The sequence below is a fragment of the Microbulbifer regidiadema (SeqCode) genome (assembly GCF_052466995.1).
The window spans coordinates 1,728,014-1,752,979 of the sequence record NZ_CP174297.1 but is presented as its reverse complement, the minus strand read 5'-3'; the positions used below and the strand labels follow the sequence as shown (position 1 = coordinate 1,752,979).

Annotated in this window: 27 protein-coding genes; 15 read left to right on the top strand and 12 right to left on the bottom strand. The window is 55.3% G+C overall.

Features of this window, described 5'->3' with window-relative positions:
- Positions 1–11 precede the first annotated feature (11 nt).
- The 3 genes from ACJJIK_RS07555 to ACJJIK_RS07545 are packed head-to-tail and all read left to right on the top strand — an operon-like array spanning position 12 to position 2,681.
- Positions 12–695: an ABC transporter ATP-binding protein gene (locus ACJJIK_RS07555; protein WP_444930399.1), complete on the top strand. Its 684-nt coding sequence runs from the start codon at positions 12–14 to the stop codon at positions 693–695.
- Positions 683–1,897: an ABC transporter permease gene (locus ACJJIK_RS07550; RefSeq protein ID WP_444944639.1), complete on the top strand. Its 1,215-nt coding sequence runs from the start codon at positions 683–685 to the stop codon at positions 1,895–1,897. The genes ACJJIK_RS07555 and ACJJIK_RS07550 overlap by 13 nt, the downstream gene beginning before the upstream one ends.
- A complete protein-coding gene (locus ACJJIK_RS07545) occupies positions 1,890–2,681 on the top strand; it encodes an outer membrane lipoprotein-sorting protein (RefSeq protein WP_444944638.1) in 792 nt (263 codons plus the stop codon). Before ACJJIK_RS07550 ends, ACJJIK_RS07545 begins: the two co-directional genes overlap by 8 nt.
- 56 nt (positions 2,682–2,737) lie before the next feature.
- Here the strand turns inward: ACJJIK_RS07545 and ACJJIK_RS07540 are convergent, their stop codons facing one another.
- Positions 2,738–3,742 (bottom strand): tRNA dihydrouridine synthase, encoded by a 1,005-nt coding sequence (locus ACJJIK_RS07540; RefSeq protein ID WP_444944637.1) that lies wholly within the window; start codon positions 3,740–3,742, stop codon positions 2,738–2,740.
- A gap of 563 nt (positions 3,743–4,305) precedes the next feature.
- Here ACJJIK_RS07540 and ACJJIK_RS07535 point away from each other — a divergent pair.
- The 4 genes from ACJJIK_RS07535 (at position 4,306) to ACJJIK_RS07520 (ending at position 8,379) form a co-directional block, all read left to right on the top strand.
- A complete protein-coding gene (locus tag ACJJIK_RS07535) occupies positions 4,306–4,542 on the top strand; it encodes an OadG family protein (protein WP_444930403.1) in 237 nt (78 codons plus the stop codon).
- A 53-nt stretch (positions 4,543–4,595) separates the two neighbouring features.
- A complete protein-coding gene (gene oadA / locus ACJJIK_RS07530) occupies positions 4,596–6,386 on the top strand; it encodes a sodium-extruding oxaloacetate decarboxylase subunit alpha (protein ID WP_444944636.1) in 1,791 nt (596 codons plus the stop codon).
- A gap of 19 nt (positions 6,387–6,405) precedes the next feature.
- On the top strand, positions 6,406–7,722 hold the full coding sequence (locus ACJJIK_RS07525) for a sodium ion-translocating decarboxylase subunit beta (protein WP_444944635.1): 1,317 nt from the start codon (positions 6,406–6,408) through the stop codon (positions 7,720–7,722).
- 210 nt (positions 7,723–7,932) lie between these two features.
- A complete protein-coding gene (locus tag ACJJIK_RS07520) occupies positions 7,933–8,379 on the top strand; it encodes a hypothetical protein (RefSeq protein ID WP_444944634.1) in 447 nt (148 codons plus the stop codon).
- 62 nt (positions 8,380–8,441) lie between these two features.
- Here ACJJIK_RS07520 and ACJJIK_RS07515 read toward each other — a convergent pair whose 3' ends face one another.
- Positions 8,442–9,086: a type 1 glutamine amidotransferase gene (locus tag ACJJIK_RS07515; protein ID WP_444930407.1), complete on the bottom strand. Its 645-nt coding sequence runs from the start codon at positions 9,084–9,086 to the stop codon at positions 8,442–8,444.
- Positions 9,087–9,734 carry a hypothetical protein gene (locus tag ACJJIK_RS07510; protein ID WP_444944633.1) on the bottom strand — a complete coding sequence of 216 codons (648 nt, stop codon included), beginning with the start codon at positions 9,732–9,734 and terminating at the stop codon, positions 9,087–9,089.
- Between the two features lie 92 nt (positions 9,735–9,826).
- On the opposite strand from ACJJIK_RS07510, the gene ACJJIK_RS07505 reads away from it, so the two are divergent.
- Positions 9,827–10,699 carry a LysR family transcriptional regulator gene (locus ACJJIK_RS07505; RefSeq protein ID WP_444944632.1) on the top strand — a complete coding sequence of 291 codons (873 nt, stop codon included), beginning with the start codon at positions 9,827–9,829 and terminating at the stop codon, positions 10,697–10,699.
- 58 nt (positions 10,700–10,757) lie between these two features.
- Here the strand turns inward: ACJJIK_RS07505 and ACJJIK_RS07500 are convergent, their stop codons facing one another.
- On the bottom strand, positions 10,758–11,354 hold the full coding sequence (locus ACJJIK_RS07500) for a hypothetical protein (RefSeq protein WP_444930410.1): 597 nt from the start codon (positions 11,352–11,354) through the stop codon (positions 10,758–10,760).
- Between the two features lie 239 nt (positions 11,355–11,593).
- On the opposite strand from ACJJIK_RS07500, the gene djlA reads away from it, so the two are divergent.
- The 3 genes from djlA to ACJJIK_RS07485 all read left to right on the top strand — a co-directional run bounded on the left by djlA (position 11,594) and on the right by ACJJIK_RS07485 (position 13,986).
- Positions 11,594–12,379, top strand: coding sequence for a co-chaperone DjlA (gene djlA / locus ACJJIK_RS07495; protein WP_444930411.1), 786 nt, complete (start codon positions 11,594–11,596; stop codon positions 12,377–12,379).
- 40 nt (positions 12,380–12,419) lie between these two features.
- Positions 12,420–12,722 carry a BolA family protein gene (locus tag ACJJIK_RS07490; RefSeq protein ID WP_444930412.1) on the top strand — a complete coding sequence of 101 codons (303 nt, stop codon included), beginning with the start codon at positions 12,420–12,422 and terminating at the stop codon, positions 12,720–12,722.
- 421 nt (positions 12,723–13,143) lie between these two features.
- Entirely contained in the window at positions 13,144–13,986 is an 843-nt protein-coding gene (locus ACJJIK_RS07485) for an OmpW/AlkL family protein (protein ID WP_444930413.1), read from the top strand.
- A gap of 122 nt (positions 13,987–14,108) precedes the next feature.
- Here ACJJIK_RS07485 and ACJJIK_RS07480 read toward each other — a convergent pair whose 3' ends face one another.
- From ACJJIK_RS07480 to recQ, 3 genes are all read right to left on the bottom strand, one after another.
- Positions 14,109–14,351, bottom strand: a complete 243-nt coding sequence (locus tag ACJJIK_RS07480; protein WP_444930414.1) for a hypothetical protein — start codon at positions 14,349–14,351, stop codon at positions 14,109–14,111.
- Positions 14,352–14,623: 272 nt separating this feature from the next.
- Positions 14,624–16,135: a CoA-acylating methylmalonate-semialdehyde dehydrogenase gene (locus tag ACJJIK_RS07475; protein ID WP_444944631.1), complete on the bottom strand. Its 1,512-nt coding sequence runs from the start codon at positions 16,133–16,135 to the stop codon at positions 14,624–14,626.
- 99 nt (positions 16,136–16,234) lie between these two features.
- Positions 16,235–18,040 carry a DNA helicase RecQ gene (gene recQ / locus ACJJIK_RS07470; protein WP_444944630.1) on the bottom strand — a complete coding sequence of 602 codons (1,806 nt, stop codon included), beginning with the start codon at positions 18,038–18,040 and terminating at the stop codon, positions 16,235–16,237.
- A gap of 151 nt (positions 18,041–18,191) precedes the next feature.
- On the opposite strand from recQ, the gene ACJJIK_RS07465 reads away from it, so the two are divergent.
- A complete protein-coding gene (locus tag ACJJIK_RS07465; protein ID WP_444944629.1) occupies positions 18,192–18,620 on the top strand; it encodes a hypothetical protein in 429 nt (142 codons plus the stop codon).
- On the opposite strand, the gene ACJJIK_RS07460 is transcribed toward ACJJIK_RS07465, so the two are convergent.
- The gene (locus tag ACJJIK_RS07460) at positions 18,621–19,418 is read right to left on the bottom strand and encodes a glutaminyl-peptide cyclotransferase (RefSeq protein WP_444944628.1); all 798 of its coding nucleotides are present in this window, start codon (positions 19,416–19,418) and stop codon (positions 18,621–18,623) included. It abuts the gene before it with no gap.
- Positions 19,419–19,427: 9 nt separating this feature from the next.
- Between ACJJIK_RS07460 and ACJJIK_RS07455 the strand changes: the two genes are divergently transcribed.
- Complete coding sequence (locus ACJJIK_RS07455) at positions 19,428–20,060, top strand: DUF502 domain-containing protein (RefSeq protein WP_444944627.1); 633 nt, start codon at positions 19,428–19,430, stop codon at positions 20,058–20,060.
- On the opposite strand, the gene mnmC is transcribed toward ACJJIK_RS07455, so the two are convergent.
- The 4 genes from mnmC to ACJJIK_RS07435 form a co-directional block, all read right to left on the bottom strand.
- On the bottom strand, positions 20,053–22,041 hold the full coding sequence (mnmC, locus tag ACJJIK_RS07450; RefSeq protein ID WP_444944626.1) for a bifunctional tRNA (5-methylaminomethyl-2-thiouridine)(34)-methyltransferase MnmD/FAD-dependent 5-carboxymethylaminomethyl-2-thiouridine(34) oxidoreductase MnmC: 1,989 nt from the start codon (positions 22,039–22,041) through the stop codon (positions 20,053–20,055). The two genes, ACJJIK_RS07455 and mnmC, sit on opposite strands and share 8 nt — an antisense overlap.
- 13 nt (positions 22,042–22,054) lie before the next feature.
- Complete coding sequence (gene fldB / locus ACJJIK_RS07445) at positions 22,055–22,594, bottom strand: flavodoxin FldB (protein WP_444944625.1); 540 nt, start codon at positions 22,592–22,594, stop codon at positions 22,055–22,057.
- Positions 22,595–22,608: 14 nt separating this feature from the next.
- The gene (gene trmL, locus ACJJIK_RS07440) at positions 22,609–23,082 is read right to left on the bottom strand and encodes a tRNA (uridine(34)/cytosine(34)/5-carboxymethylaminomethyluridine(34)-2'-O)-methyltransferase TrmL (protein ID WP_444930422.1); all 474 of its coding nucleotides are present in this window, start codon (positions 23,080–23,082) and stop codon (positions 22,609–22,611) included.
- Between the two features lie 82 nt (positions 23,083–23,164).
- Positions 23,165–23,695, bottom strand: a complete 531-nt coding sequence (locus ACJJIK_RS07435; protein ID WP_444930423.1) for a glycine cleavage system protein R — start codon at positions 23,693–23,695, stop codon at positions 23,165–23,167.
- Positions 23,696–23,826: 131 nt separating this feature from the next.
- Between ACJJIK_RS07435 and ACJJIK_RS07430 the strand changes: the two genes are divergently transcribed.
- Together ACJJIK_RS07430 and ACJJIK_RS07425 are read left to right on the top strand one after the other, a co-directional pair.
- Complete coding sequence (locus ACJJIK_RS07430) at positions 23,827–24,132, top strand: MTH1187 family thiamine-binding protein (protein WP_444930424.1); 306 nt, start codon at positions 23,827–23,829, stop codon at positions 24,130–24,132.
- 16 nt (positions 24,133–24,148) lie between these two features.
- Positions 24,149–24,961 (top strand): class I SAM-dependent methyltransferase, encoded by an 813-nt coding sequence (locus tag ACJJIK_RS07425; protein WP_444944624.1) that lies wholly within the window; start codon positions 24,149–24,151, stop codon positions 24,959–24,961.
- The last annotated feature ends 5 nt before the right edge of the window (positions 24,962–24,966 follow it).

Sequence of the window (24,966 nt, the reverse complement as noted above, 5' to 3'; positions counted from 1 at the left end):
CGGGAGGATCTATGTTACAACTCGCCCATATTGAAAAGACGTACACCAGCGGAGAGGTTCAGCTCCAAGCTCTAAAAGATGTGAATCTACATATCCATGCGGGCACCATGGTGGCGCTGTGCGGGCCATCGGGCTCGGGCAAAAGTACTTTGCTAAATATCTGTGGACTATTAGATCAAGATTATCGTGGAGAGGTGTGTTTTGCTGGTGATGTAATGACTAGAGATTATCAGCAGGCAATGAAAATCCGCCGTACACACCTGGGCTTTGTATTCCAAAAATTCAACCTAGTGCCAGTAATGACAGCCTTTGAAAATGTGGCCTATCCCCTGCTTTTAAATGGCATTAAAGAAGCAGAGGTAAGGCGGCGGGTCATGGCTATGTTGGATTGTGTGGGATTGTCCCGGTTTGCCAAATATCGGCCGGATCGTCTCTCTGGTGGACAGCAGCAGAGAGTGGCAATTGCCCGAGCACTGGTGCATCGACCTAAGATGGTGATTGCCGATGAGCCCACTGCCAGTTTGGATAGTGTTACGGCACAACAAATTATTGACTTAATGAAAACCCTGGGGCGGGAACACGAAACGGCTTTTATTGTGGCCAGTCACGATGACCGTATGACCCGCCACTGCGATAGAGTTATTGAGCTGCAAGACGGTATGATTCAGGAGGAGAGTGCTTTATGCGTCGCGTGAAAATCGCCATATTGAATTTATTGCGCAACCGCCGTAGAAGCCTGCTGACGGTTGCTATTGTGTCCATCGTAGTGACAGCTTTGATGGTCTCTGGGGGGTTCGGTCTGTTTACCTATCAATCCCTTAAAGAAAATGCTGCGCGGAGTGAGGGGCATTTGGTCTTGACTCAGCCGGGATATTTCTCTGCCGATGAGGATTTCCCGCTTCAGTATGGTTTGGATAATGCGAGCGAGTTGCGCAAACGCCTGTTGCTGGAGGATAAGGTAAAGGCCGTGCAGCCCAGGGTTTATCTACAAGGGTTAATCTCCAATGGTGAGAAGTCCTCTATCTTTTTAGGGCAGGGAATACTGTCGAGTGAATTCCGGGTTAAGGGGCCTTTTCTAAATCTCACAGAGGGCCGTATTTTGTCGGGCCGTGAGGAGATTAGTGAGCCTGAGATTATGCTGGGTAAGGATCTCGCCAGGAATCTCAATGTACAACCAGGGGACTACATCACTTTAATGTCCTCTACCGTGAGCGGCGCCCTTAATGCAATGGACTTTAAGGTAAGCGGTGTCTTTGGAACAGGTGTTCCTGATATGGATAAGCGCCAGGTCTATATCTCGGTTAAGTCTGCACAGTTTTTGCTGGATAGCGAGCGGGTTTCGACTATGGCAATTTATGGCTATGAGCTGGATCTGAGCGAAATTTTGCAGGAAAAGCTGAGTGCGTTAGTTCCAGATTTGCAAATTACGACTTGGGAAGAGCGCGCTTTTTTCTACCGGGGAGTGAAGAATCTCTATGACCGTATTTTTGGTTTGATGGGCGTCATAATGGCATTGGTTATCTTTGTCTCGCTCTTCAATACCTTGACCATGTCGGTTACGGAGAGAACCCGGGAAATTGGTACGCTGTCGGCATTGGGGGCATCAAAGGCGGAGTTGATTAGCGGCTTTATATTGGAGGCGTTGGTTTTAGCTGTGGTGGGGGCTGTAATGGGTATTATTTTGGCGGGCTTGGTTAGTGCTGGATTGATGGTTTTTGATGTCACTATGCCGCCACCCCCGGGAAAAACAACCGGGTATCCGTTGACCGTTTATTTCTCGATTCATTTGGCTTGGATGATTTCTGTAGCGGTAGCGGCGATATGTGTTTTTTCCTCCTTTCTGGCCGCGCGGAAGGGAATCAATAAGCCGATTACCGAGGCGTTGGTTTATGTGTAAATTAAAAGTATATAAAAATAGTTTGCTTGTTGGTTTGTTGCTGATATTTGCTCCCTTTGTCTCTGCCGAGGTGATGGCGAGTGAAAGTAAACATGAATTTTCCTCTGTGCAGATAGAGAGTATGCTGGCTAAAGCCGATTCATACCGTCTCGGAGAGGCCTTTGCTAAAGTCGTTACCAATATCCAGGTCTATAAAAAAGGCCGGTTGGACAGTGAGGATTACTATCATGTTTATACCCGCCCGGAGAGAAAGTCCCTGGTAGTATTTAAAGGCGCAGGGCAGGAAGGGCAAAAGATGTTGATGCTGCAAGATAACTACTGGTTGCTGATGCCTCGCAGCCGTCGCCCCATCCGTATTACTCCAATGCAGAGGCTACTTGGGGGAGCGTCCATTGGTGATGTCGCCACCCTCACCTGGAGCCAGGATTATCGGGGGCAGTTTGTAGCAAGTGAGTTTCTACAGGATAAACTGGCGCATAAGTTGCAGTTACAAGCGAAAACTAAAGGGGCCAGTTACCAAAAAATAACCCTGTGGCTCGATGCTGAAAGCCACTTTCCTGTCCGGGCAGAGCTTTATCTGAAATCTGGCAAACTGGCCAAAGTTGCCCACTTTGTCCCTGGCTTGAGAGATCAAATGCTGTTTGTGGAGGAGATGGTTTTGGTGGATAGCATTGAGGCGGCGACTGAAACCCGGGTGCGCTACGAAAGTAGCACTGCGCATCAATTGCCAGAGAAGTTTTACAATCCCGCTTACTTGAGCCGGCAGTCCAAAATGGACCTTTGAGGCCCTGCCTCCGCCAGTATCAATCCGGATACTGGCGGAGGGGCAAATGTTAAGCGTTAGGCGGCTTCAATGGCCGATGCTTGAATTTTCCGCTCCTCGGAAAATGCGCTATCCAGCTCTTCGGCTTCCCTGAGGCGTTTTATTTTGTCAAAAAATAATTGAGCCTCGGGGAACGCTAATTTCAAGTAAGCGAGCCATTGTTTAATGCGATTGCCGAGGTATTTGGAAGGGTAAACCTCTCGAGTGGTTTGATAGTAGCCCCAGAGAATCTCAATAATTTCCCGCCAGCCCATGGCGGTATAGTGCTCGCCTGCGCAGTAGGCTTTTATTTGCCTGCCCAGGTCGGGCCTGGCCAACAGGCTGCGACCAAACATAAATGCTTCGCATCCAGTGACTTCCCGGCAGCGTCGAAACTCATCGAGTGTCCAGATATCTCCGTTGGCAACGATGGGAATTTGCAACTGCTGGCGGATTTCACCGATATATTCCCAGTAGGCCGGGGGCTTATAACCATCGACCTTGGAGCGTGCATGCACCGCCAATTCGTTGGCGCCGCCAGTCGCTGCGGCCAGGGCGTTATCCAGGTAGGAAGAGCGATCATTGAAACCCAGGCGGATTTTTGCGGTGACGGGGATGTTTTCCGGGACAGCGCGGCGAACCGCCCCGACAATAGCCTCCACTCGGTGAGGGCTCTGTAGCAAGCAGGCACCGCCGTCGCTGTTATTGACCGACTTGGCGGGGCAGCCAAAATTGAGGTCAATGGCTTTGGCGCCAAACTCAACAGCCCTACTTGCATTGATGGCCATGGCTTCGGGGTTTCCCCCCAGTAGCTGGAGCCGCACCGGGGTGCCGCTCGGAGTGCAGGCCCCCTCATCAATTTCGGGGCACAAGCGGGTGAATACCTTGCGGGGTAGGCGGGTGTGGGTGACGCGCACAAATTCGGTGACACAGACATCGATTCCCCCGATGGCAGAGAGCAGTGCGCGCACATGATGGTCGATTACCCCCTCCATGGGTGCCTGGTAGATCTTGGGTTGTGGAGTCGGTGTCTTGTTGGTCATAAGTCAGCTAGGCGGTAAATCTTGATCCAGAAAACGCATATTCTATCAGCAAGTTATTGTAATGGCGCAAAATCGATCATTCTTCAGGGTAGAAAAGTAGGAGAAATAAACTCGTTCTACCGGTGTCCCACGGCAAAATTGGGCGGCTAAATTTATTTCCCTCAGTTGCTGCTGAAACCAATAAGTATTTGATTTTAAAAGCAACTTGTATTGATAATAGAAAATTATCAGCATTCTGGAACTGTCGAATTTATTCCTCTGTATCCGCTTTTTGTGGGGATGGGGTCGATGCAGACGCGGTTGAAATTGCTGGTTTAGGGAATAAGATTCCAGTGTGCAGAAATTGGGGCGGCGGGGTTAACTGAGGCCGCGCAAGGCGAATTTATTCAATCTGCAAAATAATTGATTACTGTGCAAAGGCGGCTTATACAGCGCTGCAAAGTGTCAATGGGGGTATTTCGCCAGTCCCGAATAATTGGGTATGTAAATTCACAGTGTTGCCGGCACAGGTGAAACCGTCCAGGGTGGTTGGTTTTATTGCCTGGTACTAGGGGGAACAAACAGTGCAAGAAACACTTTTTCAGCAGGGCTTAGATATCACCCTGTTTGGTATGGGGATTGTTTTTACTTTTTTGCTGTTGCTGGTGATCGGCACCGGCATTATGTCCAGAGTTATTTCCCGCTATTTTCCCGAAGCGGAGCCCGCCTCCCACACGCCTTCCTCCAGTGCCGGGGATGAAAACGCCCGTTTACATGCGGTGATAAAAGCAGCGATCGAACAGCATCGCAAAAGACGCTAACCGCAAAATCGTTTCCAAACTATTTTCAATAATTCTGCCGAGAGAGATAACCCATGACTGAGGTTAAAAAGCCGCTGGGGATTACCGATGTCGTTCTGCGCGATGCCCACCAGTCACTGTTTGCTACCCGACTGCGACTAGACGATATGTTGCCGATCGCGGAGAAACTCGACAAAGTCGGTTTCTGGTCTCTGGAGTCCTGGGGAGGCGCTACCTTTGATTCCTGCATTCGCTATCTCGGCGAAGACCCCTGGGAGCGCATCCGCGAGCTGAAAAAGGTCATGCCGAATACACCCCAGCAGATGCTGTTTCGGGGCCAGAATATTCTCGGCTACCGCCACTATGCGGACGATGTCGTAGAGAAGTTTGTCGAGCGCGCCGCAGTGAATGGGGTGGATGTTTTCCGCGTGTTCGATGCGATGAACGATATGCGCAATCTGAAAACGGCGCTGGCAGCGGTTAAAAAACAGGACAAGCACGCCCAGGGCACCATCTCCTATACCGTAAGCCCGGTACACACGATGGATTTGTGGGTGGACTTGGGGCGCCAGATTGAGGATATGGGCGCGGACTCCATTGCGATCAAAGATATGGCCGGCCTGCTGCGCCCCTATGAAGGTTATGAGCTGGTAAAACGCCTTAAGGCCGCCGTCGACATTCCTATCCATATGCAGTGCCACGCCACTACCGGCCTGTCTACCGCGACGGCGCTGAAGTGCATTGAAGCGGGTATCGACAATGTGGATACGGCGATTAGCTCTATGTCCATGACCTATGGCCACAGCCCCACAGAGGCACTGGTGGCGATTTTAGAGGGCACCGAGCGGGATACCGGGTTGGATATCAATCTGCTTGAGGAGATTGCCGCCTACTTCCGTGATGTGCGCAAGAAGTACGCGAAGTTTGAAGGCTCCCTGAGAGGCGTGGATTCCCGCATTCTGGTGGCCCAGGTACCCGGTGGCATGCTCACCAATATGGAAAACCAGCTGCGCGAGCAGGGCGCGGGAGACCGCCTGGATGAGGTACTGGAGGAAATCCCCCGAGTGCGTGAAGACCTGGGTTTTATCCCACTGGTGACCCCCACCTCCCAGATTGTGGGCACCCAGGCGGTACTCAATGTGCTGACCGGAGAGCGCTATAAATCGATCTCCAAAGAGACAGCTGCTGTTTTGAAGGGCGAGTATGGGGCGACTCCCGCAGAGGTAAATCAGGAGCTGCAAGTTCGGGTACTCGATGGCGCCAACCCGGTGACTTGTCGCCCGGCGGACCTGTTGGCCCCTGAATTGGACAAGTTAAGCCTGGAACTTCAGGAGAAGGCCGGCGAGCAAGATGTGTCCCTCACCGGTGGCGAGGGGCAGATCGATGACGTACTCACCTATGCGTTGTTCCCACAAATCGGCCTGAAATTTCTGCAAAACCGGGGCAATCCCGAGGCATTTGAACCCGTGCCCACGGGTAACGAGGGCGCTGCGGTTAAGAACGACAAAGGTGAAGAAGTCTATACCGTGACTGTGGAGGGGCAGAGCTATACCGTTACGGTAGCCGATGGCGGCGACCTGACCAGTGTCGCCCCACTATCCGGCGGTGCGCCAGCAGTTGCTGCGGGTGCTGTCTCCGCACCCGCCAGTGGCGGTGAGCCGGTGAATGCCCCCCTCGCCGGGAATATCTTCAAGGTTATGGTGAAACCCGGGGATCGGGTGACTGAGGGGCAGGCCGTGTTGGTGCTGGAGGCGATGAAAATGGAAACCGTCGTCAGTGCCCCCCGAGCCGGTAGCGTCACCAGTGTGGTGGTGAAAGAGGGCGATTCCGTGGCGGTGGGTGATGTCCTGCTGTCCATTGCGTAGCCAAAGGTAGGAGTCACACGTGGATAATCTAATTACGCTATGGCAATCCTCCGGTGTCGCACAGATGGCATCGGGCCAGTTGATTATGATCCTGGTAGGCTTGGGCCTGCTGTTTCTGGCGATTCGCAAAAATTTTGAGCCCCTGCTATTGGTGCCTATCGGCTTTGGTGGAATCCTGGCCAATATTCCCGGCGCCGACCTGGCCCTGTCAGCCGCCGAGGCGGCTCTGGTCCAGGGGGATACGGCGATTTGGGCGCAGATGGCCCAGATCCTGGGGCTCGAGAGCAATTCCGGCCTGCCCGCCCTGAAAGAGGCCCTGGCCAGTGCGCCGGCAGCGGTGCAGGTGCAGGTGGCGGAGTTTGCCCGGGATGCCGGTTTCAGCAACGGTATGCTGTATAACTTCTATTCCGTGGCTATTGCTTCCGGTGTTGCCCCGCTGGTGATCTTTATGGGGGTGGGCGCGATGACAGACTTTGGCCCGCTGCTCGCCAACCCGCGCACCCTGTTTCTCGGTGCGGCAGCTCAGTTCGGGATTTTTGCCACGGTGCTCGGTGCGGTGGGTCTATCGGTAGCGGGAATAATGGACTTCTCTATCGCCGATGCCGCAGCGATCGGTATTATCGGTGGCGCCGACGGCCCCACGGCAATTTACGTTTCCAGTTTGTTGGCCCCGGATTTGTTGGGGGCTATTGCGGTCGCGGCCTATTCCTATATGGCGCTGGTCCCTATGATCCAGCCGCCGATTATGCGCGCTCTGACCACTGAGCAGGAGCGTAAAATTGAAATGGTACAGCTGCGCCATGTGAGCAAGCGGGAAAAAATTGCATTCCCGCTGCTGCTGCTTATTTTGGTGGCCCTGTGTCTGCCCGCTGCGGCACCGCTGTTGGGAATGTTCTGTTTCGGTAACTTGATGCGCGAGTGCGGTGTAGTATCGCGCTTATCGGATACCGCGCAGAATGCCCTGATCAATATCACCACGATTTTCCTGGGTTTGTCGGTCGGTTCAAAGTTGGCGGCAGACAAGTTCCTCGACCCCAAAACTCTGGGCATCCTGGCCCTGGGCATTGTGGCATTTGCCATTGGCACTGCGACAGGTGTGTTGATGGCGAAGCTGATCAATGTATTCAGCAAGCATAAAATCAATCCACTGATTGGCTCTGCCGGCGTCTCTGCGGTCCCGATGGCGGCGCGGGTGTCCAACAAAGTGGGGCTGGAATCCAATCCGCACAACTTCCTGCTGATGCATGCTATGGGTCCCAACGTAGCCGGTGTTATCGGCTCTGCGGTGGCGGCCGGGGTGATGATCAGTATGGTGCGCAGCCTTACCGGCGGCTAATCGGCAACTCTCAGCTGCGAGTAAAGGGCGAACAGTGTTCGCCCTTTTTTATTGGTCCGGGGCAGGGCTGTTTGAGGCTTGTCAGGTTTTCTTCTGGTACAGAAGTGCTGGATAAGAGGGCCGATAAGATTCATTTTGAGTTAAGGTTGTTTGCGCTATATTCTCCATCAACTTGTCAGTTGAATTAGAACTTTACCCGGAAGTAAGTCTATGCGCAGTCTCCCGATTATCCTGTTTTTTACCCTCCTCTCCGCTACAGTTTCCGCACATGAGCACTATCCAGCAGCGGAAGAAATTCGCCTGTTGAAGAAAGAAGTGATTCAGTTGCGCAAAGAGATGCGCGTTGACCACAAGCAGAGTGCTAGCGCGGAAAATGTCCGCGACTTAGAGAGAGAGGTGGCTAGGTTGCGAAAAAATATTCACCAGTTACAGGATGTGATTCTGGAGTTGCAGGCGAGCATTGAAGCCCAGTCCCAGGTGGTACAGCCGCTGCCAGTGGTGGAGCGGCCTAAGTGGACTTGTTATATGAAGGATGCAAGGGCGGGAGGCATACATGTAAATGGCTTTAGCCGTATCGAGGCGAAGGGAAAACTGCTTGAAACCTGCACCCAGCGCGGCGGTGTTTGCTTTGAAAGTGGGATCAAATGCTCTGAGTAAGCCAGCCGCTTTATTGGCCGGCGGCCGGCGATAAAGCCTGTTGATCTTCTCCCACTTTCTCCTCAAGCAAGCGCTGGCCGGGTGAAGTGCGCGTCAAGCAGCTTAAATAGCGAATCGCGCCCTTTGCGATGCAGCGCCTCTGGGGTGCCGTGGATTTTAAGGTGTTGGGGGAATAACCGGGCAATATCTGTTGGCGACCACTCGAGATGAAATTGTAATCCCAGCACATTTTTGCCGAACAGAAATGCCTGGTGGGGGCATAGGTCAGATTCCGCCAGGCACTTTGCCCCCTCTGGGATGGCAAAGTAGTAGCTGTGTGCGTGGAATACATGGCCTAAATTAAAATCTGCGCCCGCAGTCGATCTTATCGGCAGCCAGCCCATCTCCTCTCGGGGGAGTGGGCGAATTTCTGCTCCCAGAGCATGGGCCAAAATCTGAGCGCCGAGGCAAATACCCAGTATTGGGATCGGTTGTTCGATACAGTTTTTCACCCAGGCAATTTCATCGGCAAGCCAGGAGTATTTGTCGCGGTCACAGACATTCATCAATCCCCCCAGAAGAATAACACCGCTAAAACCACTTTGCGGGAGCGGTGACTGCTGTGGGTTGAGGATAGAGAGCGGTATTTGCTGCTGTTCAGCCCAGTCACCGATATATCCCGGTCCCTCAGTTGCTTCGTGCTGGATAACCAGAATTGGCTTACTCATTTACTGGAAATCCTGGTGCTCAAAATACAACTCTTTTTTCAGGTGAATACCTGCCGCAGTTAGGCTTTGCGGCCAGTTGTCTTCAGAGAGCGGCTTGCTGCTGCCGCTGTAAATTTTACCGGGTGCGCCTCGCTCGGTACTAACCAGCAGTATCTGGTCGAAGCTGGGGGTGGAGGCTATTTCGTGGACTAGCAGAGAAATATCTTTAAGGGTAATTAAGCGGTAGTGGCCGTTTTCTTTTTGCACCAACGGGCTGTCCATCAACCGGGTAGTGACCTGGAAAGCAGTTTGCAGTGCAGGTTTTCCCCCCCGCTCAAAATGCCCGTTAAATAGCTGGGCGCTAAAGGCATTCAGTGTTCCACTGCGCAATGCGTTCAGGGAGAATGTTTCCGGTAGCAGCGTGACTAACTTATGTTGCTGTAGAAGCTTGTTCACGTCTTTGCGGTCTGTCACTTCCACTCCCAAAATAACCTGATGGCTGTGTCGCCCACCGTGGAGTGGCATATGTGAGGCGATTATTTGCCCGTCAACGGCAAGCAGGGCCATGCCGTGGGTGCCAATGGAATCGTCGCTCTGTACGGCGGGCGTCTGGGCGAAGCACAGGCTCGTGCTGATAATCAGTGCCCAGCTGAGAAGAATGGTTTTCATAGATTTTGCATCACTTAAGATCTTGGATGCGGGGAATTCTAAGCGTACATTAGTAACCAATCGATTCGATAATAGAGATAACTGATTCCATTATGGAAATAGAGGCCCTGGAAAAATTTCTGGTGATTGCCGCAACGGAGAACTTGCAACGCGCCGCAGATAGGCTGGATGCCACGCCGGGTGGGCTGAGTAAGGTCTTGAAGCGCCTTGAGGAAGAGCTGGGTGTCCGCCTATTTGACCGGATTGGCAAGCAGTTAAAAATCAATGATGCGGGGCGCCGGCTGCAAAGTCGGGCGGTTGAGATGGTGGCGATTGCCCGGCAGGTCCGTACTGAAGTGCGCGGTGCGGGTGCGCTGCTGGAGTGTCGAATCGCTGCGCCCACTATGCTGCAACTGGCCTGGGGTGGGTTTATCCATCGCGAGTTGTCCAGTGAATATGCGGGAGTGCGACTGTCATTTACCTCGGCCTATGAGACCCTGGCCGTAAAGATGCTGGCCAGGGGGGAGGTAGACTTGGCCCTGATTACCGGGGCAGTTCTCGGGCAGCTGTCCCCGGCAATGGAGGTTCGTCCACTCGGCTCTATCGCGATGTGTATCGCCGCCGGGCCCCATCACCCCTTAGCCGCTGAATCTGCGCGCGAGGGGGTTGCACTGGCGGAGGTGTTGCGCTTCCCCTTTGCCGCTCCGAGGATATCGCCCTTTTGTGGCGAGGAGCGGGGAATCGGCAGCGATGGCTGGCCGGAGAGTGATTTCTCCCGCCAGGTACAGGTGGTTGTCAATGATTACGGGGTTCTCTGCCGCCTGGTGATGAATGGGGCTCTACTTGCCTTCTTGCCCGAAACCTTGGTGCGTGAAATAGGGGGGGTTGTTGTTGGGGTTGAGGGCGCTGTTGCCGCATCCGATGAAGATCTCTATGTCGTTGGGCGGGGGGGCGATTGGCTGCACAAGTTTCCGGCTTTGGGTTAGTGCCGCCGCCATCAGACCCCTTTCCACTGGCAAATAGCACGGGAAGCGCTGATATATTTTAAGGTTCCAGTGTCGGGCAGGGGGTTCCCGCCGCGATCCACCCCTTCATAGCCTCGATAAACTGACTGTGGGAAATGTTGACCGGCTGTCGGCTGTCTCCAGGGTGCCATCCCCACAATACCAAAGCGCTGTGACTCACAAATTCTAACTGGCTCACGGGAGACCGCCCGCCGTTTTCGCGGGGGCTGCTCAGCAACTGGCAGATCTCCGCTGAGGGTTTTTGTGACCAGTTAAGCTCAATGGGTGCCATAACCCACCCCGGTGCTCCGGGGGCGCCGGTGACCGGATTATTTTTATGTGAGTGGCAGTTGTTGCAACGCATAGCCCCGACCCCCATATTATCTGGGCCGCGCTCTACCAGGGGCACATGGGGTAACCCTTCATTTATTAGCGGCCTCTCCAATTGATGGCAATTGAGGCAGCGGGGATGCAGCAGCACCTCTACGATGGTTTCCCAGTCCCGGTGCTGTAGCCCGTTGGCGTCGGAGCTTTTGCGGTCATCCCCTTGGCGCTGCTCGCAGCCACTCAAGAGAAGGGCGATAGCGCCTAGGGCCAAGGTGGAGCCTATGAGAAATACGTTTGGCCGTCTTGTCATCCGGCTTGCCTTTAAATTGGAGTTGTCCTCTCAAAACATAATTGGGCCCGGGGGCTAGCGATAGTTTCGAGATAAATTGGGGTGCCAAAAGATCGATTGGGGATTTCAGCAGCCTTACAAACTTTTGACTACCTGTTCACAGGGGAAAGTTTAGGCGCTGGGGACCGTGGTATGATAGGCGCGTTTTACTTATTTGATATTGATATAGCGGGCGCAGTTTTCAGCGCCTAGGAGAGAATATGTCCTGGTTAGGGGCGGGGTTAGGTGCCGGTTTTGGCTTTATGTTTGGCGGCCCCATCGGTGCGGCGCTGGGGGCCTGGGTGGGCAGTTCATTTGGTTCCAGTTTACAGCAGCGCCTGGGGAAGGCCGCCCAGGCGCTGAGCCGGGATGGGGCGCAGACCGTCTTTATTGTCACACTGTTTTCAATGTTGGCAAAAATGGCCAAGGCCGATGGGCGGGTTTCCAAAGCGGAAGTCGATTTTATTGAAGAGTTTATTCGCAATAACCTCCGCCTGGGTAGCGAGGAACGCAAGCACGCGATCCGTATTTTTGAAAATGCCAAGACGGATAAGTACAGTATTTACGACTATGCGAAACAGTATCGCCAATTGGTTCGCGACCAGGCAATGCGGGAGATGGTGTACCGTCTTTTATTTGCGGTTGCCCATGTCGATGGCGAGTTGCACAGCGCCGAAGAGGAAATTCTAAGGCGTATCCCCATCGATTTGGGCTTGCATGAATCCCTGTTTGCCGCGATGCAAAATGAGTTCGCAGGGGGAGGGCGGCATAGCGCGCTAGATCTCGAACGGCATTACGCCGTGTTGGGGTGCACTCCGGAGACCAGCGATAGAGAGCTCAAACTGGCCTACCGCAGAAAAGCCGCCGAATACCACCCGGATAAAATTGCCTCCAAAGGATTGCCGGAAGAGTTTATGCGCCATGCGGACGATCAGATGAAAAGTATTACGGTCGCCTATGAAGCGATTGTTGAGGCGCGCAAGCAGCGGGCAAAGGTTGTCAGTTAGGCCGCTCGCCTTGCTGTAGTGTAAATAGAGGAGTTAATAGATGAGTCTTGCCGAGACAATAAAAGAAAAACTGACCGCAGAATTTTCCCCCCTGCATATTGAAGTGGAGTGTGAGAGCCATATGCACAATGTGCCCGCCGGCTCTGAAATGCACTTCCGAGTCGTTTTGGTGAGTGAAGCTTTCAATTCGGCAAGGAAAGTTCAGCGCCACCAGAAAGTCTACGCCGCTCTCGCTGAGGAGATGGCCGGCCCTATTCACGCGCTGGCACTTCACACTTACAACCCGCAAGAGTGGCAGGGGCAGGCACCGCAAAGCCCTGAATGCCAGGGTGGAAAAAAGTAACGGTAATTTGCCTTTGTGAGGCCCCGCTGCTGGGGCCTGTCGCGCTGTTTCCAGCAATACTCTATCGAGGGATTATTCCGCTTTCTTTTTACGCCATTTGAGATCTATAGAGATTTCCCCCGCCGGTAATTTTTGCGGTAACTTGTCGTCTATTTTTACTAAAAAAATTTAGATTTTTTCCTGCCACTGTGGCCCTGCTGGCCGCTAGAATTTCAACAGGCGCCTTGCCACTTTTAAAATCATACTTTTTTCGGAAAAACTAACCGCCAAAAGGCGATTTTTCTGCCAGAAAACAACATATCCTTTTTTATACGCCAACATTTGATGGTTTTTTATACGGCCGTTACTTCGTGCGACTAGACTGAGCATTGATTGGGCTGATTGCTGTTTGATCTGCTGAATATCAATGGAGTTACTACAAATGAAGATGACGCGTATTCTGATCCCCGTTATGACGCCCCTCGCCTTAGCAATCTCTAGTGTCGCTTCGGCAGGACCTGCTGGCTATGCCCCTCCACCCCCAGCCAAAACTCAGGAGTTTAAGGTTCGCATTGGCGGAGCCTATGTCTCCCCCAACTCGGACAATGTCACTTTTGCTGACAGATGGCTGACCGGGCCTGATGAGTTTATTGAGGACTGGGGTGCATTCCGCACTAATATTGATCCCAGCGATGAGTGGGGTTGGTTTATTAATGCGGAGTGGCGAGCCACTGACCATATGAGCGTATCCCTGAGTTACACGCAGGGTGACCGCCATACGGGAGGTGATCGCAGACCCTGGTTATATCGCTTTAACCCTGAATTTAGGAATCAATACAGTCGGGATGACTTTGCCAGATGGAAGCCACACCTCACGGCGCTCTATCTGAATTATTATCCCCTGGATCCCTCCTGCTTAGTTCAGCCCTATATCGGCGCTGGTATTAACTACGCTGATTTTACCGATGAGCGCCTGAGAAACTGGGGCTGGTATGATGACGATTTCGAATTCGTACCCTGGGAGCGAGGCCGTGTAAACCTCAATGACAGCTGGGGTTATACCTGGCAAGTGGGTGTCGACTTTAACTTCGGACATGATAGCAGCTGGCTGGTTAACCTTGCCGCTATCTACTATAGCGTTGATACCGATGTTGAAGTGAATACTTTATGGTATGACAGCGACAATGACAACGAGCTGTATCGTCACAGATTTGGTGGTGATTATCTCTTTGATCCCTGGTCGTTCAACATCGGTGTAGGCTACAAGTTTAACTTCCACTGGTAATTGGGCGTGCAACTAAAAAGGGCGCTTCGGCGCCCTTTCTTATTTAGGGGTTTTTTAATGTTGGCAGGGGGCGGGAGAGAGTTATTTACTGCTTTTGGGCGGTTGCACTGATCACCTATTGATTACAGTTGGTATTTATATTTTTCACAGTTGTAATCTTCAAACTTTTCTCTAAGTTTTTTTATCTTGTCCTTCCACTTTTCCATCTGCTCTCCAGAGCCGCCATCTTTTCGTTTCTCACGAAATTTCTCAACCTTTTGCTGCCACTTTTTACACTGCTTAAAAGAGGCGTCTTCCTGTGCCGCTGCGGGGTTGCTGGCTGCAAGAGCAGAAGCCAGGGCGATGGTGAGAAGGGTGCTTTTCATAATAATTATTCCAAGTATTGCTAAACAAATAATCTCACCTTGTTTTTATAAAGTAAATGTGACGAGTCGCAAAAAATAAACCTATAGGTTTTTGTGACTATAGGGGGAGGTTATGTTTTCTATAAGCGAGTTGGAAAGGTAATTATATTGGCGGGCGAAAGCCGGGCTGGAAGTGTTTTGAGTTAATGGCCTGGGCGCTAAAAGAGGGCCCGCTGAGCTGCGGGCCCTCTCTGAGGGATTGCTGACTTTGAGCTTGGGGTTGCCTCGGCCCTTTATTGATTAGAGGGAAAGCTGAACTGAATACCTTCCCTTACCCCGCTGGCCGGCCAGCGCTGGGTAATGGTTTTGCGTTTGGTATAAAAGCGCACTGAGTCGGGGCCGTAGGCGTGCAGGTCGCCAAACAGAGAGCGCTTCCAGCCACCAAAACTGTGGTGTGCCACCGGTACCGGCAGGGGCACGTTGATACCTACCATACCGACTTTAATATTATCGCTGAAATAGCGCGCCGCCTCACCGTCGCGGGTGAATAGGCAGGTGCCGTTGCCGTATTCGTGGGCATCGATAATATCCATGGCCTCCTGCATGGTTTCGACGCGCATCACGCACAGAACCGGGCCAAAAATTTCCCCGCTGTGAATCGACATTTCCGGGGTAACACGATCGAATAGGCAGGGGCCCAGGTAGTTGCCATTCTCAAAGCCGGAAACGGTCTGGTTGCGCCCGTCGATTACCAGCTCGGCACCTTCATTGATACCGGCGGCAATATAGCGCTCTACTTTTTGCAGGTGTTGCCGGGTAACTAATGGCCCCATATCGCTCTGGCTATCCATACCGTCGCCGACCCTGAGATCAGCGATTTGCCCTTTGAGCTTCTCAACCAGGGCATTGGCCGTGTCATCGCCCACCGCAACCGCGACCGAGATGGCCATGCAGCGCTCGCCACAGGAGCCGTAGGCGGCGCCCATCAGGGCGGCGACGGCATTGTCCAGGTCGGCATCGGGCATAACGATCGCGTGGTTTTTCGCCCCGCCAAACGCCTGTACTCGTTTCCCGTGGGTGGTGCCGGTGGTGTAGACATACTCGGCGACCGGGGTGGAGCCGACAAAGCTGAGCGCTTGGATACGTTTGTCGGTCAGGAGTGTGTCGACTGCTTCCTTGCCGCCGTTAACTACATTTAAAACGCCAGCGGGGATGCCCGCTTCGATACCCAGTTCCGCGATAAACAGGGCCGAGGAGGGGGTGCGCTCAGAGGGCTTGAGAACAAAGGTGTTGCCGCAGGCAATCGCCATGGGCCACATCCACAGGGGAACCATGGCGGGGAAGTTAAAGGGGGTAATGCCTGCGCAGACACCCAAGGGCTGGAATTCACTCCAGGAATCTATTGCCGGCCCGACATTTTTGCTGTGCTCGCCCTTGAGCATTTCCGGGGCGGAGCACACGTATTCGATATTTTCGATGCCCCGCTGTAACTCTCCCATGGCATCGTCGAGCACCTTACCGTGCTCCAGGGTGATCAGTTCGCAAATCTTTGCCGCATTCTCCTGTAGGAGGTCTCTCAGGCGGTACATAATGCGCACCCGCTTGGCGGTGGGCAGATTGCGCCAGGCGGGAAAGGCGGCTTCAGCTGCGCTAATGGCCTCTTCGACAGTGGCTTTGGAGGCCAGCGCAACTCGGCCGATAACCTCGTTAGTGGAGGGATTGCTCACTTCCTGGAACTCGGAGTTACCTGCGGCACTGGTGTGGTTAACCAGAGTGCCATTAATCAGGTGGCCGATAACTTTCATAGTGCTCTCTCAGTCGGGTTTATCAATTATTGTTTTACTGCTTTGCGCCCTTTGTAACACAGCTCGGTGTTTTGGGGAAAAGCTCCCGACCGCTTGGGGTTATTCGTGTTTGGGGAAATCCCTCAGCACGGCCAAAAACGCATCGCCGAAACGCTCGAGCTTGCTGTCGCCAACCCCGGAGACCGCCAGCAGTTCACTGCGGGTTTGTGGGTGCGCTTGCACCATGCCGCGCAGGGTTGCATCGTGGAAGACGACATAGGGCGGTACCCCGCGCTCCTCTGCCAGCTGTTTGCGACAGTCGCGCAGGGCCTCCCAGAGCACTTGGTTTTCCGGGGTGAGGTCATCCAGGTTGCGATTGTCGCGCCCCTGGGCGCGCGCCGCTTTGGCGGGGAGCTTGCGCAGGCTGAGGGTCTCTTCCCGGCGCAGCAGTGGCCGACAGATCTCCGTCAGCCTCAGGCCCTGGAATTCCCCCTCCACTTCGAGGTAGCCGCGCACAATCAGCTGGCGCACGATCAGCCGCCACTCGGCAGTGCTCAGATCTTTGCCAATACCGTGAGTGGAGAGCTGATCGTGGGCGAACTTGCGCACTTTTTCGTTCTCGGAGCCGCGCAGCACATCGATGACATGGCTGGCACCAAAGCGCTGCCCGGTGCGATAGACGCAGGAGAGCAGCTTCACTGCTGCCTCACTGGCATCCCAGGTGGCGGGCGGCTCCAGGCAGGTATCGCAGTTGCCGCAGGGCTGGTCCAAGGGTTCGGCAAAGTAGTCCAGCAGAGCCTGGCGGCGGCAGCTGGTAATTTCACACAGGCCGAGCATGGCATTCAGGCGGCTGCGCTCCTGGCGCTTGTGCTCCTCGCTGCCCTCGGAGGACTCCACCATCTGACCGATCTTGACCACATCCTCGAGACCGTAGAGCAGCAGCGCCACCGAGGCCTCGCCATCGCGGCCGGCGCGGCCGGTTTCCTGATAATAGGCCTCGATACTCTTGGGCAGGTCCAGGTGAACTACGAAGCGCACATCCGGCTTGTCGATCCCCATGCCAAAGGCGATGGTGGCGACAACAATCACCCCCTCTTCCCGCAGAAAGCGGCGCTGGTTTTCGGCGCGGGTCTCGGCGGGCAGGCCGGCGTGATAGGGCAGGGCGGTGAACCCCTGTTGGTTCAGCCACTCGGCGGTGCTCTCCACCTTGGCCCGGGACAGGCAGTAAATAACCCCGGCATTGCCCTGCTGCCCGCTCTGTAAAAATTGCAGCAGTTGGCGGCGCTGGTTGTCCTTGGGTTCAATGCGGTACTGGATATTGGGGCGGTCGAAGCTGCTGACAAAGTGGCGCGCTTCCTCCAGGTCCAGGCGCTGGGCAATTTCTGCGCGGGTGCGCTTGTCCGCCGTCGCGGTCAGGGCGATACGAGGCACCCGGGGGAACTGTTCGTGCAGGCAGTTGAGTTGCAGGTAATCGGCGCGAAAATCGTGGCCCCACTGGGAGACGCAGTGGGCTTCATCGATGGCAAATAGCGAGAGCTCCACCCGCTGGAGGAGTGACAGGGTGCGCGCTTGCAACAGCCGCTCCGGAGCCAGGTACAGAAGGTCCAGTTCACCGTGCAATAACTGGCTTTCGATCGCCTGGATTTCGTCGTAGGCCAGCGATGAATTCAGGTAGGCGGCGCGGATGCCGGCTTCCTGTAAGGCCTCGACCTGATCCTGCATCAGGGCGATCAGGGGGGAGATAACAACGCCGCAGCCGGGGCGCGCCAGAGCGGGAATCTGGTAGCACAGAGATTTACCACCGCCGGTGGGCATCAGTACCAGGGCATCATTGCCTGCGACTAAAGTGTCGATCACCGCTTGCTGTGGGTCGCGGAAGTTCGTGTAGCCGAAGACGTGTTCGAGAATATGCTGTGGAGAGTTCATGGCGCGGAGTATACCTTGCGACCCGGCGCTGTGCGGTATGTTATTGAAGGGCGGAGCACTGAAATTGAATGAAATAGGCCGCTTTATGCCCGTGACATATTTCAGGGGTTATAATCCCAGGCCATCACGGCGACAAGCTAAGGATAGGGCTATGCGCACATTGATTTTGTCAACTGTGTTGTCGTTGACGGTTCCCGCAGGGCTTCTGGGGTGTACGGCCACCCCACCGCACAAACTGGTTCAGTCTGTAGTGGCTGATACCCACTTGGGCTGGCAGACCGCGCCGGAAAACCAGCTGGCATTTTCCCTGGCTACTGCTTCGGGAGTCGCCCAGGTCGAATTGCAGCCGCTGCCGGAGGCGTTGACGGTTGTGACTCTGGAATTGCCGGGGATGCGGGAAGTGGAGTATGTCCAATGGGAAAATGAACACGGGGAATCCACCATTCTATACGACGGTGAAGCGGGCCTGGAGGGCGTGAGCCTGCAGAGCCGGGGGCACGGTTACCGCCTGCAATTGCAGTTATCTGCAATGGAGTATATTCGCGATGGCGGTGTACTGACGGTGACCCACCGGCATTAGTTATGGCGCCGCACCGCGCTGGAAACCCAATCCCTCGGGGCGGATAAGGTAGAGCTGCTGCCAGTATTTGCCGGTGACCCAGAGCCCGTTCCTGGCTCTGTCCCAGGCGATACCATTGGCCACCGTATCCGGGTGGTCTCTGCCGCTGGGGTTGAGGGCGCTGAGGTCAATAAGACCGCGCACTTGGCCAGTTTCCGGGTCTATGGCGATAACCCGCTTGTCCTGCCAGATATTGGCCCAAATTAGCCCCTCGGCGAACTCCAATTCATTGAGGTTGGACCAGGTCTCGCCGCCGCCTTGAACTTTGAGATACCGCACTGCCTCGAACGTCTCGGGGTTGCGGAAAACCAGTTCGCCGCTGCCATTGCTCATAATGAGCTGCTCACCGTTACTGGTGAGGCCCCAGCCTTCGCCCCGATAGTGCATAACCTTCAGGTGTTGGAGATTGTCCGCCTGGTAGACATGAACTTCTCCCGCTTTGTAGGTGAGCAAGTAGAGCTTATTGTCGAGAACGGTGAGCCCCTCGGCGAAGCGATTCCTGGCCAGCCACTTGCGTCTTACCGGGTTGGCACCGGGGTCGGTATACTCCGCGAGCCAGGAGCGGCGGTAGAGCCCACTGCTTTCCCACCAGCGCTGACCGTCGTAGAAAAGCCCCTGGGTGAAATGATTCCCATTGCGCTGGCGCTCCTCCAGAATGGAAAAAGGCGTTGTTTGGAGTGGTGTCTCTGCGGCTGCACTGTGCGCCAGCAGGGCGACAAGCAATAGCCATATCCAGTTGTTCAAGAGAAGTCGATTCATCAATAACCTATGACCAGAATTAAAACATTTATCACATTGACGCTGTTAGGTGGCCTAGCGGTGGTACTGCCTATCGCTATCTTTGTTCTGCTATTCCAGTGGCTGTTCGGTCAGGTCAGCGACCTCGTTGCTCCCGCTGTCATTTGGCTGGAAGCGCATACGGAGTTCAAGGATACCCTCGCCCGGCTCGTGGTGATAGCCCTGATTCTCGGGGGCTGTTTCGCCATCGGTTTGCTGGTGAAAACCAGTGTGGGCAGCTGGCTGCACCGCCATGTGGACCACTGGCTGGGGCGTCTGGCACCGGGTTACAGCACGATTAAAGACGTGGTGATCCAATTTATTGGCGGCGGTGGTGAGGGAGTGCTGGCGGGGCCGGTGGCCAAGGTCCGTATCCACGGCGCCGACAATCCCCTGACGGTGACGGCGATTGTCACCTCTCAGCACCCCAACGGGGATATGACCGTCTATGTGCCCACAGCGCCGGTACCCACCTCCGGGTTTGTTTTTCACGTGCCGGCGGAGTGTGTGGAAATACTGCCCGGGGTGAGTGTTGAGGCGGCGATGAAGACGATCGTCGCCTGTGGTTCCGGCAGTGCCAGCCTGCTGTCAGCAAAGGGGGCGCCTGAAACGCCCCCTAGCTGATATCCCGGTTTCGCCCCAGATCGCGAATGGCAAAGCGCGCTGGGTGCAGGGCTTTGGCGAGGGTAGCGCTGACCGGCAGGGGTTCGTTCAGCATCCAGGATGCCAGCACCTCGGCGGTCAGTGGCGCGTAGGTAAAGCCCCGGGAGCCCAGACCTCCCATCACATAGAGTCCCGCCTGATAGTCGGCCCGTGCGGCAATGTACTGCTTGCGGTTCTTGCGCAGGGCGACGTAGGTGGTGCCGATAGAGTCCCAGTGGGGTATGGGACCGGCCAGGGGCAGGTAGTCGGGGGTTGCGGCGCGCAGGGCGGCGCGACCGGCGAGGGCCTGCTGTGAAAACTCTGCCGCTACTTCCGGCAGCAGTCCCGCCAGGGTCTGTAGGTTCTCATTGTGCTCGCTATCCCGCAGTTCTGTTGCAGTCTCTTTGAGTTTAAAGGTGGCACCAAAACTCTGACGGCCCCGGTGGGCGGGAGTGATATAGCCCTCACCGCACAGTGCCATTTGCAAGCGCGAGGAGTTCTCAGTGGCGCTAGCTCGGGACACCTGGCCGCGAATCGGCCTCAAGGGGAGGGTCGCCGCCGGTGCAAACTGGCGAATATCATTGGCGCCACAGAGGACAACGGCATCGACCGTAAACGCCTCCCCAGCGGTGTGTACCCGCCAGTTTGCGGCATTGCGCTGCAACTCCAGCACGGAGCAGTGCCTGTGCAAGGTGATATTGGGGTGCTGCAATAAAGTGGCGCAGACTTTGCGGGGCTCAATCCACCCGGCGCGGGGGAAGTGCAGGCCGCCCACAGTTAGATCGATACCCGCCAGGGAGCTGGCGGTCCGCGCATCGACGGGCTCTGCCAGTTGCTGTCCGTCGCTCTCTGCCAGTGTGGCGGCGACCTGGCTCTGCAACAGCTGCTCCCGTTCAGTTTGCGCCAATTGCAGCAGGCCGCTGAAGTGGCTCACTTTGGCGCAGCGGTTGCGGTAGTAGCGCTGGGCAAACATCAGGGCGTGGAGATTGAAGTCCCCATTGGGGCCGGGCTTGGGCGAAAGTTTGGCGTAGAGGATTCCCTGCTCATTCCCGGAGCCACCGGAGCCCGGTTCCTCTCCCCGCTCAAATACCTGTACTTTAACGCCGCGCTCTGCCAGTGCCCGGGCCGTGGTGGCGCTGGCAATACCGGCGCCGACAATAGCGACAGTTTTAGGGAGGGGGCTCTCTTGCTGGGGCAGGTGCCACGGAGTTTCCCGCACCTCATTTACCTGCGGGCTCTCTAGAGTGCCGCACAGCATCTCGCGCTTGCGCCCGAAGCCGGGAACCTTGCGCAGGGAAAAGCCGGCATCGCGGAGCCCGCGCTTAACCAGTCCGGCACAGGTAAATGTGGCGAAGGTGGCGCTGGCACGGCTGAGGGCGGCCATGCTGTTAAACAGCTCCGGCGTCCACATATCCGGGTTTTTGGCCGGGGCAAACCCGTCCAGAAACCAGGCATCGACTTGCCGATCGCCGTCCCTGTGCAGGCGCAGGCTCTCCAGCGCCTCACTGGCCTCCCCGATAATCAGGGTCAGGCTGATCTGGCCAAAGTGCAGCCGGTGAATGCCGCTGGCCAGCAGGGGCGGGTAGTTATCGATCAGCGCTTGTGCGAGCTCTGCCAGTTGTGGCCAGAGATCCAGTGCCCTGCGCAGGTCGTCGGGGCGCAGGGGAAATTTCTCTACTGAGATAAAGTGCAGGCGGGCACTTTGGGGAGCCGTTTTCTGCCACAGTTCGGCGGCGGCGAGGAAGTTCAGGCCGGTGCCGAAGCCCGTTTCGGCGATAGTAAAGGTGTCGTTTTCCGCGAGCTGCTGCCAGCGCTCCGCCAGGGCGTTTTGCTGTAGGAAAACGTAGCGGCTCTCCTCCAGGCCGGAGGCGCTGGAGAAATAGATATCGTCGTAGGCGCGGGACAGCGGCTGGCCATCTTCACGCCATTCGATCTCTGCGTACTTCTTGTCCGGTTCGCTCACAATAAGACTTCCGTCAGCCCTCATCCCGCAAGCCAAACTCGCGCATTACCTGGGCGCACCAGCGCTGGATGCGCTCTTCACTCAGGTCGAATTCGCTCTCTTCATCCAGGGCCAGCCCGACAAATTGGCTGCCATCGTCGGTCAGCCCTTTGGACTCTTCAAACTCATAGCCATCGACGGGCCAGTAGCCCACAGCGCGGGCGCCGCAGGCCAGCAGCTGCGAGTGCAGGTAGCCCAGGGCATCCTGGAACCACTGGGGGTAGCCCTCCTGGTCCCCGAGGCCAAACAGTGCGACCTTTTTGCCGTGTAGATCCAGTGCGGCCAGATCGTCCCAGATATTTTCCCAGTCCTCTTGCAGCTCGCCGTAGTCCCAGGTGGGAATACCGAATAGCAAGAAGTCGTAATCTTCTGCGAGGTTGATATCGGCCTCCGCAACATTGTGGATATCAATCCACTGGGGGCCGATACACTGGCGGATTTTTTCCGCAGCCATTTCGGTATAGCAGGTGCTGGAACCGTAAAAGAGTCCTATGGGGGCTTGGGAACTTTGCATAGAGGGTGAACTTCTTACTGCTGCGACAGGGCGCCACTAAAATCCAGTTGTCGCCAGGCCTCGTAGATCACGATGGCGGCGGCATTGGACAGGTTGATACTGCGGCTCTCGGCACGCATGGGAATACGCAGGGTGTTATCGGCCCCGACGGCTTGCAGGAACTCTGCGGGCAGTCCCCGGGTCTCCGGGCCAAACACAATGGCGTCGTCCGCCTGATACTCGATCTCGGTATGGCTTTTGCTCCCCTTGGTGGAGAGGGCCAGTACCCGGGCGGGCTGCTCGCTATCGATAAAGGACTGCCAGTCCCTGTGGCGCACCACGCGGCTGTACTCGCTGTAGTCGAGGCCGGCGCGGCGCAGGCGCTTGTCGTCCATATCGAAACCCAGGGGTTCGATAAGGTGCAGCTCGGCGCCAGTATTGGCGCAAAGTCGAATAATATTGCCGGTATTTGGCGCTATTTCGGGTTGGTATAAAACAATTTTGAACATGGAGTGGCGTTTGCGCTGGAGAGACTTCTAGTCGGGTCGGGCAGTGGCGCCCGACCCGGTACGGCTGCGGATTATTCCACAATTAGATGGGGGTGGCGATCTCCTCGCAATCGATTTCGACCCCCAGTTCATTGGCGATTTGATCGAGGTCATCGCGCAGGCCATCCAGATCCATATCCTCGGCCACGCTGATCGTACACTCGGCGTTGAACAGGGGCTCACCGCTCCAGGGGGTGCTGCCGTAGGAGGTTTCCAGCTGCTCCATATTGATATGGTGGGCGGTGAGGGCGCGGGATATCTCGCGCACTATACCGGGGCGGTCGTTGCCCACCAGTTTTAGGGTCAGTGTTTGTTGGGGTTTGGCGGATACGGCGATGGCATCTTCGATCATCAGATTGTAGCCGGCGTCAGCCAGGGCCAGTAGCGCCTCTTTCAGTGCTTGGCTTTTATCTGCGGGCGCTACTACGCGCAGGATTCCGGCAAACTTACCGGCGAAGTGGGCCATATGGCTGTCTTCCCAGTTGCCGCCGTTATCTGCGATAACTGCTGAAAGCTTTTCCACGACACCGGGCTTATCATCAGAGATCATGGAGATAACGAAGTGCTGTTGCATATAAAGTTCCTTTGCTTCACGAGAGACGTTGAGCTGACATTGTAATAGGATCTCGTCGGATAACTCTATCGGCCAATCTCAAAAGCGTTATTTTGAAGCTTACTTGTCGGTATTTTAACGAGGAACTGTTGATGAACGTGATTGCGGACTTGTGTGTGATCCCTATCGGCGTGGGTGTCTCCGTCAGTAAATACGTTGCCGAATGCGAGCGGGTGCTGGAGGCCGCCGGACTCTCCTATCGCCTGCACGCCTACGGTACCAATATCGAGGGGGACTGGGATAAGGTGATGGCGGCGGTTAAAGAGTGCCACGAGCGGGTACATCAAATGGGCGCCGAGCGGATCAGTTCCAGCCTGAAACTGGGAACCCGTATCGACCGCGAGCAATCCATACAGGATAAGATCGATAGTGTGCAAACCAAGTTGGACCAACGATAACAACACAGGAAGAACTATGACGAGCAATTTTAAGAAATCCCTGCTGGCTCTGGCCGGAGCCCTGGCTTTGGCCGGCACTGCCCAGGCTGCCGATTTTTCTGCCGTTATTAAAGGGGATCACCGCAGCAAGGATTACGTTGCGCGGGACCAGTATCGCAACCCGGTGAAGACCCTGACCTTTATGGGTATTGAGCCGGATATGACGGTGGTGGAAATTACCCCCGGCGGCGGTTGGTATACCGAAATCCTGGGCCCCTACCTGAGCAAGGAAGGGACCTTATATGCGGCGCACTTCCCTGAGAATAGTGAGTCCGACTACTACAAACGCTCTCTGAAGAACTTCAAAGCGAAGCTGGCTGCCAATGATAAGGCCTATAAAAATGTGATTGTGACTGAGTTTGCCCCGCAAACCGGTCGCGAGATTGCTCCGGCAGGCAGTGCCGATGCCGTAGTAACTTTCCGCAACGTACACAACTGGATGTATCGCGATTATGCCGATGAAGCTTTCGCCAGCTTTTTTGCCGCGCTGAAACCCGGCGGTGTTCTGGGAATTGTCGAGCATCGCGCCAAACCAGGTACCAGCCTGGAGGATATGGTGTCCAGCGGCTATGTGACTCAGGAGCACGTGATCGAGCTGGCGAAAAAAGCCGGCTTTGAGTTCGAAGAGGCCAGCGAAGTCAACGCCAACCCCAAAGATACCGCCAAGCACCCCAAGGGGGTTTGGACTCTGCCGCCGGTCCTGCGCCTGGGAGATGAGGACCGCGAAAAGTACCTCGCCATCGGTGAGAGCGACCGTATGACCCTGCGTTTCCGCAAGCCCAACGCCTGATCGAT

Coding starts and splice junctions, on each gene's coding strand:
- ACJJIK_RS07500 (WP_444930410.1), bottom strand. CDS start 11,354: ATGACAAGACGGCCAAACGTATTTCTCATAGGCTCCACCTTGGCCCTA.
- ACJJIK_RS07550 (WP_444944639.1), top strand. CDS start 683: ATGCGTCGCGTGAAAATCGCCATATTGAATTTATTGCGCAACCGCCGT.
- ACJJIK_RS07465 (WP_444944629.1), top strand. CDS start 18,192: ATGCGCACATTGATTTTGTCAACTGTGTTGTCGTTGACGGTTCCCGCA.
- ACJJIK_RS07515 (WP_444930407.1), bottom strand. CDS start 9,086: ATGAGTAAGCCAATTCTGGTTATCCAGCACGAAGCAACTGAGGGACCG.
- recQ (WP_444944630.1), bottom strand. CDS start 18,040: ATGAACTCTCCACAGCATATTCTCGAACACGTCTTCGGCTACACGAAC.
- ACJJIK_RS07460 (WP_444944628.1), bottom strand. CDS start 19,418: ATGAATCGACTTCTCTTGAACAACTGGATATGGCTATTGCTTGTCGCC.
- fldB (WP_444944625.1), bottom strand. CDS start 22,594: ATGCAAAGTTCCCAAGCCCCCATAGGACTCTTTTACGGTTCCAGCACC.
- trmL (WP_444930422.1), bottom strand. CDS start 23,082: ATGTTCAAAATTGTTTTATACCAACCCGAAATAGCGCCAAATACCGGC.
- ACJJIK_RS07480 (WP_444930414.1), bottom strand. CDS start 14,351: ATGAAAAGCACCCTTCTCACCATCGCCCTGGCTTCTGCTCTTGCAGCC.
- ACJJIK_RS07505 (WP_444944632.1), top strand. CDS start 9,827: ATGGAAATAGAGGCCCTGGAAAAATTTCTGGTGATTGCCGCAACGGAG.
- ACJJIK_RS07475 (WP_444944631.1), bottom strand. CDS start 16,135: ATGAAAGTTATCGGCCACCTGATTAATGGCACTCTGGTTAACCACACC.
- djlA (WP_444930411.1), top strand. CDS start 11,594: ATGTCCTGGTTAGGGGCGGGGTTAGGTGCCGGTTTTGGCTTTATGTTT.
- ACJJIK_RS07435 (WP_444930423.1), bottom strand. CDS start 23,695: ATGCAACAGCACTTCGTTATCTCCATGATCTCTGATGATAAGCCCGGT.
- ACJJIK_RS07540 (WP_444944637.1), bottom strand. CDS start 3,742: ATGACCAACAAGACACCGACTCCACAACCCAAGATCTACCAGGCACCC.
- ACJJIK_RS07425 (WP_444944624.1), top strand. CDS start 24,149: ATGACGAGCAATTTTAAGAAATCCCTGCTGGCTCTGGCCGGAGCCCTG.
- ACJJIK_RS07485 (WP_444930413.1), top strand. CDS start 13,144: ATGAAGATGACGCGTATTCTGATCCCCGTTATGACGCCCCTCGCCTTA.
- ACJJIK_RS07520 (WP_444944634.1), top strand. CDS start 7,933: ATGCGCAGTCTCCCGATTATCCTGTTTTTTACCCTCCTCTCCGCTACA.
- ACJJIK_RS07510 (WP_444944633.1), bottom strand. CDS start 9,734: ATGAAAACCATTCTTCTCAGCTGGGCACTGATTATCAGCACGAGCCTG.
- ACJJIK_RS07430 (WP_444930424.1), top strand. CDS start 23,827: ATGAACGTGATTGCGGACTTGTGTGTGATCCCTATCGGCGTGGGTGTC.
- ACJJIK_RS07555 (WP_444930399.1), top strand. CDS start 12: ATGTTACAACTCGCCCATATTGAAAAGACGTACACCAGCGGAGAGGTT.
- ACJJIK_RS07545 (WP_444944638.1), top strand. CDS start 1,890: ATGTGTAAATTAAAAGTATATAAAAATAGTTTGCTTGTTGGTTTGTTG.
- ACJJIK_RS07490 (WP_444930412.1), top strand. CDS start 12,420: ATGAGTCTTGCCGAGACAATAAAAGAAAAACTGACCGCAGAATTTTCC.
- ACJJIK_RS07455 (WP_444944627.1), top strand. CDS start 19,428: ATGACCAGAATTAAAACATTTATCACATTGACGCTGTTAGGTGGCCTA.
- oadA (WP_444944636.1), top strand. CDS start 4,596: ATGACTGAGGTTAAAAAGCCGCTGGGGATTACCGATGTCGTTCTGCGC.